Genomic DNA, 13,367 nt, shown 5'->3' with positions numbered 1-13,367 from the left:
CTCCCTGGCTGTTGATGTCGTATCGGGCGCTGCTTCAGGCTTCCGTCTCCGGCAGGAACAGCGAGCGTTCGTTGAACAGCGGCGAAGTGAACGGCTTGTCCTCGCCGCGATCGTATTCGCCGTGATACCGCTGGATCCGCTCCACTTCATGGCGCGACCCGAGGATCACCGGCACGCGCTGATGCAACGCGCCGGGCTGAACGTCGAGAATGCGCTCGCGTCCGGTGATCGACAGACCGCCCGCCTGCTCGACCAGGAAGCTCATCGGGCTGGCCTCGTACAGCAGACGCAGGCGGCCTTCCATCTCCGGCGTCCTGAAGTCGCGCGGATACATGAACACGCCGCCGCGCATCAGGATGCGATGCACTTCCGCGACCATCGACGCAATCCAGCGCATGTTGAAGTCCTGTGCGCGACAGCCGGTGCGACCGTCCTTGCATTCCTGCACGTAGCGGCGCACGGGCGGCTCCCAGAAGCGCTCGTTCGACGCGTTGATCGCGAACTCGCACGAGTCTTCCGGAATGCGGATGTCGGAATGCGTGAGCACGAAGTTGCCGACGTCGCGTTCCAGTGTGAAGCCATGCGTGCCATTGCCCACGGACAGCACCAGCATCGTCGATGGCCCGTAGATCGCATAGCCTGCCGCAACCTGTTCGCGGCCCGGGCGCATGAACGCGGCTGCATCGGCGGCGCCGCGCGCGTCGCCTTCACGGTCACCATCGCGCCGCAGCACCGAAAAGATGGACCCGACCACGCCGTTGATGTCGATGTTCGACGAGCCATCGAGCGGATCGAAGGCCAGCAGATAATCGCCGCGCGGATACGTTTCCGGAATGGCGTACACCTCGTCCATTTCCTCGGACACCATGCCGGCCAGCAGGCCATCCCATTCGCAATGCTGCAGGAAGATCTCGTTGGTCACGAGGTCGAGCTTCTTCTGTTCCTCGCCGTGCGTGTTGACCGACTGCGCCGAGCCGTGCTGCCCGCCCAGCGCACCGCGTGTCAGCGCCGCAGCGATGGTCTTGATCGAGGCCGCGACGTCGATCAGCAACGCCGACAGACCGCTCGCCGCGTCCGGACCCGGCCGGCGATCCAACGTGTCGATCAGGAACTTCGATAAGGTGGTGCGTCCATCGAGCATCGCGCAACCTCCATGAGGTTATGAATCGGATCACAAGCAGGGTCACGAATCAGCAAACACGCGGCTCGCGCGAATGTCGCTGGCGTCGAGCTGCATCAGCGCGCTGGCATCGGCGTGGCACGCGCCTCGCTCGGCCGCCGCGAACAGACGGTTCGCCTGGCGCAGCCGCGCGCGGTCCAGTGCATTGCGCACCGAACGCGCATTGGCGAAGTTCGGCTGGCGAATGCGGCGCGCGAGATAGTCGTCGAAGGCGTGGCGCGCGTCGTCGTCGAAGCGGTAGTGCATGTCGGCGAGCATGTGCTCCGCAATCTGCAGCAACTCGCCCGGCGCGTAGTCGGGGAACACGAGGTGATGCGCGATACGCGATCGAAACCCAGGATTGCTGTGGAAGAAGGTTTCCATGCGCGCTTCGTATCCGGCGAGGATCACGACGAGGTCGTCGCGCTGGTTCTCCATCGTCTGGAGCAGGATCTCAATGGCCTCCTGCCCGTAGTCGCGTTCGTTCTCCGGCCGGTACAGGTAGTAGGCCTCGTCGATGAACAGCACGCCGCCCATCGCACGCTTGAGCACTTCGCGCGTTTTGGGCGCGGTATGCCCGATGTACTGACCAACCAGATCGTCGCGCGTCACCGACACGAGATGATTGCGCCGGATATAGCCGAGCCGGTGCAGCACCTGCGCCATGCGCAGCGCAACCGTGGTCTTGCCGGTACCGGGATTGCCGGAGAAGCACATGTGCAGCGTGGGCGCACCCGACGCAATGCCGAGCGTCGCGCGCGCGCGTTCCACCAGCAGGTGCGCGGCGATCTCGCGGATGCGCGTCTTGACCGGCGCCAGCCCGATCAGGTCGCGGTCCAGTTCCGCCAGCACTTCGCCGATGCGCGACTCGCGGTACAGCGCCATCAGGTCGGCATGCGTCGCCTGGGTTTCGTCGAGCGTGGCTTCGGCGCTCATGGTGTCGCCTCCTCATCAGTAACGTTCGCCGGCGGGGCGGTCGGTGGCGTAGGTGCGGATCGCGTAGCGCTGCACGCGGCTCCTGTCGTCCTGACGTTCCAGGCGGAAACCATGCTCTTCTTCAGGACGATTCACCATGAACGAAAGCCGCATCGTCTCGAAGCCGCGCACCGAATCGAACGCATTCACCTTGATGTAGTGACGCGGATACGTCTTGCGGCATTCGTTCACTTCCATCAGCACGCCGGCGGCATCGTGCAGGTCGAACATCGGCAGGCCCCACATTTCCCAGTAGGTGTTGCGCGGATGCGGGTCGTCGGTGTACTCCACCGAGCAGGCCCAGCCCTGATCCAGCGCATAGCCGATCTGCGCGACGATTTCCTCGTCGGTCAGCGGCGGCAGGAATGAAAACGTGCCTTGTGTGATCTTCATGTCGGTTCCTCCATGCGTGTGGGCAGGCTCAGGCCGCGGCGGTCGCCGTCACGGCGAAGTCCGGCGTATCCGTCGATGCATAGTTGAAGGTCACGTCGCGCCAGGTATCGAGCGCTTGCTGAAGCGGCGTGCAGGACCGCGCGGCAGCTTCGAGAATGTCCGGCCCTTCGTTTGCGATGTCGCGTCCTTCGTTGCGGGCCTTGACCATCGCTTCGAGCGCAACGCGATTCGCTGTCGCGCCGGCCTGGATGCCTTGCGGATGCCCGATCGTGCCGCCGCCGAACTGCAGGATGCAGTCGTCGCCGAACAGGTCGAGCAACTGATGCATCTGTCCGGCGTGAATGCCGCCCGACGCCACCGGCATCACCTTGCGCAAGCCTGCCCAGGGTTGGTCGAAGAACACGCCGCGCGCGAGGTCCGGCTCGTTGCGCGCATCGCGGCACACGTTGTAGTAGCCCTGCACGGACAAGGGATCGCCTTCGAGCTTGCCGACCGCCGTGCCCGCATGCGCGTGATCCACGCCCGCCATGCGCAGCCATTTCGCGATCACGCGGAACGAGATGCCGTGATTGCGCTGCCGCGTATAAGTGCCATGTCCGGCGCGATGCAGATGCAGGATCATGTCGTTGCGGCGCGCCCATTTCGACATCGACTGGATGGCAGTCCAGCCGATCACGAGATCGATCATCACGATGCACGAGCCCAGTTCCTTCGCGAATTCGGCGCGCTCGTACATGTCTTCCATCGTGCCGGCCGTGACGTTCAGATAATGGCCTTTCATCTCGCCGGTTTCGGCCTGCGCGCGGTTCACGGCTTCCATTGCGAACAGATAGCGGTCGCGCCAGTGCATGAATGCTTGCGAGTTGATGTTCTCGTCGTCCTTCAGAAAATCGAGACCGCCTTTCAGCCCTTCATAGACGACACGACCATAGTTCTTGCCCGACAGCCCGAGCTTCGGCTTGACGGTCGCGCCGAGCAGCGGGCGGCCATATTTGTCGAGCCGTTCGCGCTCCACGACAATGCCGGTCGGCGGACCCTGGAAGGTCTTCAGATACGCCACCGGGATGCGCATGTCTTCGAGACGCAGCGCCTTGAGCGGCTTGAAGCCGAACACGTTGCCGATGATCGATGCGGTCAGGTTCGCCACCGAGCCTTCCTCGAACAGATCGAGGTCATAGGCGATGTACGCGAAGTACTGCGGTTCATCGGCGCGCATGCTGGGCACGGGCTCGACGCGATAGGCCTTGGCGCGGTACATGTCGCACGCGGTGAGGCGGTCGGTCCAGACGACGGTCCAGGTTGCCGTCGACGATTCCCCCGCCACTGCTGCCGCGGCTTCCTCCGGTTCGACGCCCGCTTGCGGCGTGATGCGGAACAGCGCGATCACGTCGGTGTCCTTCGGCGTGTAGTCGGGCTGCCAGTAGCCCATCTCGCGATACTTCATGACGCCGGCCGCATAGCGCGAGCGCGGATCGGACGGATTGCGCGCCGCCTCGACGGCGGCCTTGCTGAAGTCGTTCATTCCGTTTCCTCGACAGTGAGATGAGAGGGACGTGCGCCTGATGACTGCCCTGCTGTGACTGCAGAGTAAGCATTGGCCGCAGCGAAAGGAATTCACGATTTGCTTGCCGGACCTTAAGCGATGCCTTATTGGGTGTTTGCCCTGATGCGGTCCTGAACGGGCGATGGAACACTTTGTTCTGGTTCTGTCACAGTCGATGTGCGCGTGCACCGAATGGATCGACCGTGCGCCCGCGTCGACTCACTGGCATGACGCTTGCAACGCCTCAAGGCCGGCCACCTCCCGGCCGTCGGGCGGATTCGTCCGCACTGGCACTTCATTGAAGCGGTATCCGAGGCATTCACCCACCCATCTGGAGGAACGCTCATGCAATGGACTACGCCCAGCTTCACCGATATGCGTTTTGGCTTTGAGATCACGATGTACATCGCCACCCGCTAAAGGTGGAAGCACCCGCACGAGGCCGCGTCGAAACGATGCGGTTCCTTCGTGCGGTCCCGAATCTCCGCGCCGCCCGTCATGATTTACGAAACCGTCGTCACGACCGCAGACCGCGATGGCCGGCCCCACATTGCGCCGATGGGCGTGCGCTTCGAAGACGGCTTTGCGATCCTCGCGCCGTTCCGTCCTTCGACGACGCTCGACAACGTCATCGCGACGCAGAGCGCAGTGCTCAACCTGACGAACGACGTGCGCGTGTTCGCCGGCTGCGTGACCGGCCGCAAGCGCGACTGGCCGACGGTGCCCGCGGACACGGTGCCGAGCGTACGGCTCGCGACGACGCTTGCCCACACCGAGTTGCGCCTCGCCGCGATCGATGACGACGACACGCGTCCGACGCTGCGCATGGCCTGCGTGCATCGCGTGATGCATGCACCGTTTCCGGGCTTCAACCGCGCGCAGGCTGCGGTCGTCGAGGGCGCGATACTGGTGAGCCGGCTGTTCATGCTGCCGGCTGACAAGGTGAACAGCGAGCTTGCATATCTGCGCATTGCCATCGACAAGACGGCGGGCGACGCCGAGCGCGAAGCATGGCATTGGCTGTTGCTCGGCGTCGATGCGCATCGCGCGAAGACGCCGGATTGATCTGTCTTCCCACTGGAGTGTTCAAACGATGACCGCATTGCTCGCGAGCGTCCGCTCGGCGGATGAAGCCTTCGATGCCGCGCAGGCCGGCGCCGAACTGATCGACCTGAAGGAACCGCGTGCGGGCGCGCTGGGCGGCGTAGCGACGGGCGATATCGCGCGAATCGTCATTGCCTTGCGGGCGCGGTATCCGGTGCGGCCGATCAGCGCGACCATCGGCGACTGGCCCAATCACGCGCTCGACGACATTACCGGACGCGTGCTCGAGGTCGCTGCGGCAGGCGTCGATTACGTGAAGGTGGGCATCTCCCCTGGCGCGGGCGCGGAGCGCTGCCTGCGGCATCTCGCGAGTCTGCCGGCGGCGGTGGTGCCGGTGCTGTTGTCGGATGAAGGGGTGGATCGCGCACTGGCGGCGCTCGCGGCGCAGCTGGGGTTTGTCGGCATCGTCTTCGACACGGCGGGCAAGGATGGCCGCACGCTGTTCGATTGCGTCGATGTGCAGACGCTTGCCGCCTGTATCGCCGATGCCCGCGCGCGCGGCACGATGAGCGCGGTGGCGGGTTCGCTCGGCTGGCGCGACCTGCACACCATTCGCGTGCTTGCGCCGGATATCGCGGGCTTTCGCGGCGCGCTGTGCGACGAGCGCGACGGACGGTCCGGCAAACTCGATCCGCGCAGGGTCGAGCGCTGGGCGCGCGCGCTGCACGGCGAGACCGTGGCCGCTCCCGTTTGACAACGCTTCAGCGCCCGCTTCTCACACCGTCACGTTCAGCAAGCGGTCGCGCATGACGGCGAGATCGTCTTTTCCCATGACCTCGACCACATAATTCGCATCGCGCACATAAGCGGGAAAGCGCCGGTCCACGACGCCATCGGCGGCGAGCGCCTCCAGCGATGCATTCGCCTCCACCTCGCACGACTTGACGATCATCAGGCGCTCCGCGTTCAACGAGGTGGAGAGCCACGCGGCGAGACTGTCGGACGTCACGTCCCAGTTGGTCATCTTGTCGGGCGTCGTGCGCATCAGGTCGGTGGGCACCCAGACGGCCACGCGTCCATCGCGCAGCGCGCGCCGGATGCGGTTTTCATTCGACGCCAGCACGAGTTCAGGCACGACCCCTTGCATCAGGATCGCATACTGCGCCATCGCCAGCAGGCACATGTTGTGGGCGGCGAGATCGTCGAACTGCCATTCGCTCTGATATTGCCGCACCGCGTCCGCGAAATCGCCGCCGCCCGGCACGATCACGACGCGCCCGCCGCCTACTTCCCATAGCCGCGTCAGCCATTCGCGCAGCGCCGGGTCGTGACTGAGGCTTCCCCCGATCTTCACCACCCACATAGGTTCCTGTCCTCGTTCGATGATGCCGCCGGGCCACGCACCCGGTTGAATACCGCGTCTTCAACCGGCTATGTTTCGCAAACTATCACGCCGCGCGCGACGACGCATCGCGCGACCGCTGTGTTTCGTGGTCCCGCGCGCCTTCCTCGGGCCTCGTCGCCAGCGCGGCGAGCAACGCCACCGCCACGCTCGGCGCGCAGGTCGCCACCCATTCGGCGCGCGTCGCGTCGTCATCGTCGACGCCCGCGAGCCGCGCAAAATCCACATAGCCGCGTGCTTCCTGGCGCGCCAGCGCCGCCGCCAGAAAGCGCCCGCAACCCGCGCCGATGACGGGCGCCGTCGCCAATGCTGCATCGCGCGCCACGACCTGCGCGAGACCGGCGGCGAGCGTGCGCAACTGCTCCTGCCGCCAGGTCTGCGCGAAGCGCTTCCATTCGGCATCGGATGCTTCCGAGGCATCGCGGCCGATCATCCGTGCGATGCGCACGCGGCTCGCCGCCTCGGTCTTCGGTCCGTTGTCGGCGCTTGGATGCTGGTCGTGCGCGGCCCAGAGTTCGCCGGTGAGGCGATAGACGTCGGCGGTCGTCGCGAACCATTCGTTCATCACACCGCTCGTCTCGCCGCGAAACGCGATGCGCTGCGCCACCCCGCTCAAGGGCGTGCGAACGACGCCCTGATAGACCAACTCGCCGCTGACGAGGCGCGCCGGGTCGGTCGCGCCGCGCGCCCGCACTTCGCCGCTGATGATCGGAATGATGTCGGTGGTCGTGCTGCCGATATCGATCAGCACCGCATCGCGCATGCGGGTAGCGGCCCAGCGCGCGGTCGCGAGCCAGTTCGCCGATGCCACCTTGCGCCAGCCTTCCGCGCAGGCCGACCGCGCGAGCCAGCCGTCGTGCGCGCCGCCGCCCGCGAAGAACAGCGTGCGCGGTCCGAGCCGTTGCGCCAGGGTGCGGCTGAGCGTGCGCACGCCTTCGGCGCGGTCGGCGAACAGATCGACCATTTCGCCGGTCATCGTGACGGCGTGGCGCGCGGAGGCATCGCCGGCGGCGGGCCAGCGTTCGAACACGCCGTCGATGACCCGTTCCAGATGCGCGAGGCCCTGCCACAGCGGGCAGGCCCATTGCGCGACATCGACGAGTTCGCCCTTGCGGTTGGCCAGCGACACCTTGACGTGCGCGCCGCCCACGTCCCAGCCGAAAACGGGCGCGTCGCCGGAAGCCGATGCCCTCATGACGCGCCTCCGACTGCGCGCAGGGCATGCGCTTCGCCGTCGAAGCCGGGCACGCGATGCGCGGCCAGCAGTTCCGCCGCGAGATTCCTGCCGCCGCGCCGGCTCAGTTCCGCGTAGGCGACGGTCGGCCGCGGATTGACCTCGATAACGACCGGCCCGCGTTCCGGATGCCACACCACGTCGATGCCGACGAAGCCGCGCAGGCCGGGAAGCGCTTCGGCTACGCGCAGCGCGAGCCGTTCGAGCGCGCGTCCCTGGGGACCGTGGCGGTCGATGCGATCGACATCGACGCCGTCGAACTGCACGATGCGTTCGCGCCGTTCGGGGCTTGCCGGTTCGGACAGGCCGATGCGTTGCCGGTTGATGCTGACGAGCCGCGCGAGCCGGTCGCGGCAGATCATGGAGAGGCTGAGCGGTTCGCCGTCGATCCATTCCTGCAACACCGGATTGCGCCCTGCCGCGGCGCGGGCTTCGTATTCGGCGCGGGCGGCGGCGAGATCGTCGTAGACGCGGGTGTCGAGACCGCCGGCGCCGTCGTCGGGCTTGACGACCCAGCGGCGTCCGGAGACGGCATGGGCGGCGTCGGGTTCGAGCGCGGGCGTGACGGGGATGCCGCGCGCGGCGAGCCAGGCGGCGGTGGCGCTCTTGCTGGAGGCGGTGCGGATGGCTTCCTTGGCGCAGCCGAGCCAGCGGGCCTGTCCGACTGCGTCATGGAGCTTGAGCAGCAGGCCATCGCATTCGGGCGCGACGATGCAGGCATAGTCGTGCTCGCGGGCCATGCGGGCGACGAAGCGCGTGAGCGGCTCGCCGGGTTGGGCGCGGACGTGGCGGGCGGCGTCGGCGCCGGATTCGAAGCGTGAGCCTGCGACGGTCACCGCGATGCCGGGGAGCGCGTGGAGATCGGCGGCGAGGGCATCGCGCATGACGCGGCCTTCGACGATGAGTGCGGAGAGATCGGCGAGGCTGGCGGCGCCTGCCGCGTCCGGATCGATGCCGCCGCCGGTGAGATACTCGAATACGAAGATCTTGATCAAAGGAAAGCCATCCATGCAGGTGATACCCGTTCTTGATCTGCTCGACGGTCAGGTGGTGCGTGCGGTGCGCGGCGAGCGTTCGCGTTACCGGCCGATTCGGTCCTCCTTGTGCGCGACGAGCGAACCGGTGGCGATTGCTCGTGCGTTGCTAGCGGTGACGGGCGCGGCGACGCTGTATGTCGCCGATCTCGGCGCGATCATGCAGCGCGGCGCGCATGAAGCGGTGCTGGCCGCACTTTGCGACGCGCTGGGCGGCGAAGTCGAGATCTGGCTCGATGCCGGCTTCACGGCGTGTGCGCCGATGCGTGCGAGCGTCGAGCGGATCACGAGGCTTTCGCGGGCGTCCTCGCGGGCGGCGATCGTGCCGGTGTTCGGCACGGAGACGCTGCTCGACGTGGGCGCGATCGCTGAAGCGTCGGCGTGCGGGTTCGAGCCGGTCCTGTCGCTCGACTATCGCGGTGGGCGAGCGCTTGGGGCGCTCGGTGCTGGGGATGGCGAGAGCACGTGGTGGCCGCGGCGGGTGATCGTGATGACGCTCGATCACGTGGGCGCGGAGGCCGGGGTGGATCTCGACACGTTCAGCGCCGTGCGTGCGCTCGCTGGTGAGCGCGAGTTGATCGGTGCGGGCGGGGTCCGCCATCAGGACGATCTTGCGCTCGCCGCGCAATGCGGGGCTTCAGGGTGGCTCGTGGCGTCTTCGCTCCATGATGGGTCGCTTTCGTTTTAGCGGATCGATATGGGTCGGAGGGCTTGGTCGGAGTCGTGTCTCAATTTTTGTGCCAGTCGATGGTGGGCTTTGGTTTCAATGTAATCGTTTGGAAAGCGCTGTCCCAGCGCTGGTCTTGTACGTGACAGTGTGTTGCTTCCTGGAGTAAGGTTTTTTCGTTTCGCTGTTTGTGGCGTTCGCCTGTGCTCTTATGGATTACCCGTAGGATTTTGGGGCGCGTAGGCCGGGGTTTTTGTTGGCCTGCGCTTCTATGGACTTCCCGCCTTCGCGTCGGTCTATTAGCACTGCCCCTCCCCGGGGCAGGGGTAACTTTCTTTGCTGCTGCAAAGAAAGTCACCAAAGAAAGCAGCTTTTTTTCCCGCCCAGCGTCACCCAGCGGCACGACACAGAACTGCCTCGCTGGCCCGGCAGTAGAGAGTGCCCTCATAGGCCCCACCGGGCTTGGATCGCGGACCCACTGAGACAAACTGCCGTTCAACAAACTGGTGCAGCACCTGAAAGCGCCGGCCCAGCGCTACGCGCTGCCGAAGGGTATGCAAAGGAAACCAACGTTGGGCTGATGCAGTGAGATGGATGCGTCAGCAAGCCGGCACAGGCAGACCCGATTGACCGGACGGCGGCGCGTAGCGCTGCGCCGGAGCATGCAGGCGCTGCACCAGTTTGTTCTGCGGTGCGATTTCACAGTGGGTCCGCGATCCAAGCGCGGTGGGGCCTATGAGGGCACTCTCTACTGCCGGGCCAGAAACATCATTCTGTGCTGCGCCCTTGTGATGGCGCTGGGCGGGAAAAAAAGCTGCTTTCTTTGGTGACTTTCTTTGCAGCAGCAAAGAAAGTTACCCCCGCCCCGGGGAGGGGCAGTGCAAATAGACCGACGCGAAAACAGGAAGTCCATAGGAGCACAAGAGCAAGACCAAACCCGCAAACCGGCATGGAGTTTGCTCGAAGCCTCGACCATGCCTCCAACACCAGAACCTGAAAGCCGACCCGCCGAGGCCATCGGCGAAGACCTCCCCTGGACGTGTCCGTTCTGCCCATTGCTATGCGACGATCTCACGCTGGCCACTCTCACCGCCCGTTGCCGGCGACTGACGCAATCTCTCGCCCATATAAACCCACAGGCCACAACTCGCTCCGCAGAAATCAACGGTCACCCCACCGATCAAGAAGCAGCGCTTCAACAAGCCACCGATATCCTCTCGAAAGCCCATCGTCCGCTCTTCGGCGGACTAGCAACCGATATCGCCGGCACCCGCGCCCTCTATGAACTAGCCGCCCACTGCGGCGCCATCCTCGATCATCTTCACGGCGATACCCTCGCCGACACCACCCGCGCACTCCAGGATCGCGGCGCCTTCTTCACCACGCTCTCCGAAATACGCTCGCGCGCCGATCTGATCATCGTGTTCGCCTGCCAGCCATCGCACCGCTATCCACGCTTCTACGAACGCATCGCCGAGCCCAATCGCGACGTCCCCATCGTATTTATCGGATGCAACGCCGATCAAGCCGCCCACACCGAATCGATCCTCCCAGGCCACGATCCCTTCGATCTCCTCGCACTCTGGTCCGCGCATCTCGAATCCAATCGGCCCATCCCACACGCCGAACTCGCCACGCTGACCGAACGCATCCACGCCGCGCACTACACAGCCTTCATCTTCGAACCTGCCGCGCTGCCCGCACCGCACGCCGCGCTCGCCATCGAAGCACTGCAACGCATCGTCAAGGCCTTCAACCGCACCACCCGCGCCGGCGCACTCGCCCTGACGGGCGACGACGGCGCCCTCTCCGTCAATCAAACCACCACCTGGCTCTCGGGCTTCCCGCTGCGCACCCGCGTCGCCTACGGCATGCCGCTCGATCACGATCCATACCGCTATCGCACACACACTCTGCTGAGCCGCGGCGAAATCGACGCCTTGCTCTGGGTCTCCAGCTTCACGCCCGAACCACTCCCCGACGCCCTCGACGACACCCTGCCCGTCATCGTGCTCGGTCATCCCGCGACCCAGCTGCCGCCACGCAAAGGCACAACGGTGTTCATCCCCATCGCGACGCCAGGCATCGACAGCGGCGGACATCTGTTTCGCATCGATACCTCCGTGGTCGCCCGTCTCACCGCCGCACGCGATAGCGAGCTGCCCAGCGTCGCCACCATCGCCGCACGCCTCACGCAGGCGAGGACCCACCCATGAGCCTCACGCGACTCCGCGGCGGCACGCTCTACGATCCCGTCAACGGCATCGACGGCCAGACACGCGACATTCTGATCCGCGACGGCCGCATCGTCAGCGAAGCAAACGGGGAAACCATCGCACCGGAACGCGACTTCGACGCGCGCGGCATGGTCGTCATGGCCGGCGGCATCGACCTGCACTCGCATATCGGCGGCGGCAAGACCAATCTCTCACGTCTGCTCCTGCCCGAAGATCATCGCGACGACCCGCGCGCCGTCCCCGAACGTCCCGACGAAGGCCGCTATCTGCGCCTGCCCTCATGCGGCACCTGCACGCCCGGCACGCTCGCCACCGGCTATCGCTATGCGGAAATGGGCTACACCGCCGCCTTCGAGCCAGCCATGATCGCGTCGAACGCTCGCCACGCGCATCTGGAAATGGGCGACACCCCCATCATCGATCACGGCGCCTACGTGATGATGGGCAATGACGAACTCTTCCTCCAGATGCTCGCCGCGCAAGACGACTTCGAACACCTGCGCGATTACGTCGGCTGGACGCTGCATTCGAGCAAGGCGCTCGGCGTGAAAGTCGTCAATCCGGGCGGCATCTCGGCGTTCAAGTTCAATCAGCGCTCACTCGATGTCGACGAAAAGCACGTGCACTACGGCATCACGCCCCGCGACGTGCTGCGCACGCTGACCCGCGCGCTCACCGAGCTGCGCGTGCCGCATCCGCTGCATGTCCACACGAGCAATCTCGGCGTGCCCGGCAACGTGGAATCGACCATCAAGACGATGGACGCCGCCGAAGGCCTGCCCATTCACCTGACCCATATCCAGTTCCACAGCTACGGCGCCGAAGGGCCGCGCAAGTTCTCGTCGGGCGCGCGGGCCATTGCCGAAGCCGTCAATGCACGACCCAACGTGACCATCGACGTCGGTCAGGTCATCTTCGGCCAGACCGTCACCGCGTCCGGCGACACGATGATGCAGTTCAGGAACACGCCGATGGCCCGGCCGCGCAAATGGATCCTCGGCGATATCGAATGCGATGCGGGCTGCGGCATCGTGCCGTTCAAGTATCGCGAGCAAAGCTTCGTGAACGCACTGCAATGGATCATCGGACTGGAAATCTTCCTGCTCGTGGACGATCCCTGGCGCGTGTCGATGACCACCGATCATCCGAACGGCGGCCCGTTCACGAGCTATCCGCACCTGATTCGCCTGCTGATGGACAAGTCCTTCCGCGATGCCCAGCTCGACACCCTGCACGCCGATGCCAGAACAGCCAGCGCACTCGCCGAGATCACGCGCGAGTTCTCGCTGTACGACATCGCGATCATCACGCGCGCAGGCCCCGCGAAGCTGCTCGGACTGACGGATCGCGGGCATCTCGGCGCGGGCGCGGCGGCGGACATCGCCGTGTATCGCGACGACGCCGACCGCGAGCGCATGTTCACCTCGCCCGCGTACGTGTTCAAGGACGGCGAACTGATCGCGCGCGACGGCACGCTGCTCGCGACACCCACCGGCGGCATTCACTTCGTCAGCCCGGACTACGACCGCTCGATCGAAAAGCGCGTGCGCGACTATGCGCAGGCGCATCTCGCGACGCGCTTCGAGAACATCGCCATCGGCGACGACGAAATCTGCGCATGCTGCAACGGCGGCCGGCTGCTGCCGGTCGCGTGTCTCTCGGCGGGCGGAGGCTAGCGC

The 13,367-nt window shown here is 65.6% G+C and carries 13 protein-coding genes; 6 read left to right on the top strand and 7 right to left on the bottom strand.

Annotated elements, in window-relative coordinates:
- Positions 1–34 precede the first annotated feature (34 nt).
- From QCE83_RS28580 to QCE83_RS28565, 4 genes are read right to left on the bottom strand one after another with little or no spacing between them, the layout of a single operon-like run.
- Positions 35–1,141 (bottom strand): class 1 fructose-bisphosphatase, encoded by a 1,107-nt coding sequence (locus QCE83_RS28580; RefSeq protein ID WP_309819224.1) that lies wholly within the window; start codon positions 1,139–1,141, stop codon positions 35–37.
- Positions 1,142–1,183: 42 nt separating this feature from the next.
- Complete coding sequence (gene cbbX / locus QCE83_RS28575; RefSeq protein WP_309819222.1) at positions 1,184–2,095, bottom strand: CbbX protein; 912 nt, start codon at positions 2,093–2,095, stop codon at positions 1,184–1,186.
- A gap of 15 nt (positions 2,096–2,110) precedes the next feature.
- Entirely contained in the window at positions 2,111–2,527 is a 417-nt protein-coding gene (locus QCE83_RS28570; protein WP_309819220.1) for a ribulose bisphosphate carboxylase small subunit, read from the bottom strand.
- Between the two features lie 28 nt (positions 2,528–2,555).
- Entirely contained in the window at positions 2,556–4,049 is a 1,494-nt protein-coding gene (locus tag QCE83_RS28565) for a form I ribulose bisphosphate carboxylase large subunit (RefSeq protein ID WP_309819219.1), read from the bottom strand.
- Positions 4,050–4,415: 366 nt separating this feature from the next.
- Between QCE83_RS28565 and pqqA the strand changes: the two genes are divergently transcribed.
- The 3 genes from pqqA (at position 4,416) to QCE83_RS28550 (ending at position 5,868) form a co-directional block, all read left to right on the top strand.
- On the top strand, positions 4,416–4,490 hold the full coding sequence (gene pqqA, locus QCE83_RS28560; RefSeq protein WP_008354335.1) for a pyrroloquinoline quinone precursor peptide PqqA: 75 nt from the start codon (positions 4,416–4,418) through the stop codon (positions 4,488–4,490).
- Positions 4,491–4,568: 78 nt separating this feature from the next.
- On the top strand, positions 4,569–5,135 hold the full coding sequence (locus QCE83_RS28555; protein WP_309819217.1) for a DUF447 domain-containing protein: 567 nt from the start codon (positions 4,569–4,571) through the stop codon (positions 5,133–5,135).
- Positions 5,136–5,163: 28 nt separating this feature from the next.
- The gene (locus tag QCE83_RS28550) at positions 5,164–5,868 is read left to right on the top strand and encodes a (5-formylfuran-3-yl)methyl phosphate synthase (RefSeq protein ID WP_309819215.1); all 705 of its coding nucleotides are present in this window, start codon (positions 5,164–5,166) and stop codon (positions 5,866–5,868) included.
- A 21-nt stretch (positions 5,869–5,889) separates the two neighbouring features.
- Here QCE83_RS28550 and QCE83_RS28545 read toward each other — a convergent pair whose 3' ends face one another.
- From QCE83_RS28545 to QCE83_RS28535, 3 genes are all read right to left on the bottom strand, one after another.
- The gene (locus QCE83_RS28545) at positions 5,890–6,477 is read right to left on the bottom strand and encodes an aspartate kinase (RefSeq protein WP_309819213.1); all 588 of its coding nucleotides are present in this window, start codon (positions 6,475–6,477) and stop codon (positions 5,890–5,892) included.
- Between the two features lie 85 nt (positions 6,478–6,562).
- Positions 6,563–7,711 carry a hydantoinase/oxoprolinase family protein gene (locus QCE83_RS28540; protein ID WP_309819211.1) on the bottom strand — a complete coding sequence of 383 codons (1,149 nt, stop codon included), beginning with the start codon at positions 7,709–7,711 and terminating at the stop codon, positions 6,563–6,565.
- A complete protein-coding gene (locus tag QCE83_RS28535; RefSeq protein WP_309819209.1) occupies positions 7,708–8,745 on the bottom strand; it encodes an ATP-grasp domain-containing protein in 1,038 nt (345 codons plus the stop codon). The genes QCE83_RS28540 and QCE83_RS28535 overlap by 4 nt, the downstream gene beginning before the upstream one ends.
- A gap of 13 nt (positions 8,746–8,758) precedes the next feature.
- Between QCE83_RS28535 and QCE83_RS28530 the strand changes: the two genes are divergently transcribed.
- The 3 genes from QCE83_RS28530 to QCE83_RS28520 all read left to right on the top strand — a co-directional run bounded on the left by QCE83_RS28530 (position 8,759) and on the right by QCE83_RS28520 (position 13,364).
- On the top strand, positions 8,759–9,472 hold the full coding sequence (locus QCE83_RS28530) for a HisA/HisF-related TIM barrel protein (RefSeq protein WP_309819207.1): 714 nt from the start codon (positions 8,759–8,761) through the stop codon (positions 9,470–9,472).
- 953 nt (positions 9,473–10,425) lie between these two features.
- Positions 10,426–11,667: a formylmethanofuran dehydrogenase gene (locus QCE83_RS28525; protein ID WP_309821159.1), complete on the top strand. Its 1,242-nt coding sequence runs from the start codon at positions 10,426–10,428 to the stop codon at positions 11,665–11,667.
- The gene (locus QCE83_RS28520; protein ID WP_309819205.1) at positions 11,664–13,364 is read left to right on the top strand and encodes a formylmethanofuran dehydrogenase subunit A; all 1,701 of its coding nucleotides are present in this window, start codon (positions 11,664–11,666) and stop codon (positions 13,362–13,364) included. Before QCE83_RS28525 ends, QCE83_RS28520 begins: the two co-directional genes overlap by 4 nt.
- Positions 13,365–13,367 lie beyond the last annotated feature (3 nt).

The sequence above is a fragment of the Caballeronia sp. LZ034LL genome, from assembly GCF_031451215.1.
In the GTDB taxonomy this organism is placed as follows: Bacteria; Pseudomonadota; Gammaproteobacteria; order Burkholderiales; family Burkholderiaceae; genus Caballeronia.
The sequence above is the reverse complement of the archived record's forward strand: the minus strand, read 5'-3'. Positions and strand labels throughout refer to the sequence as shown.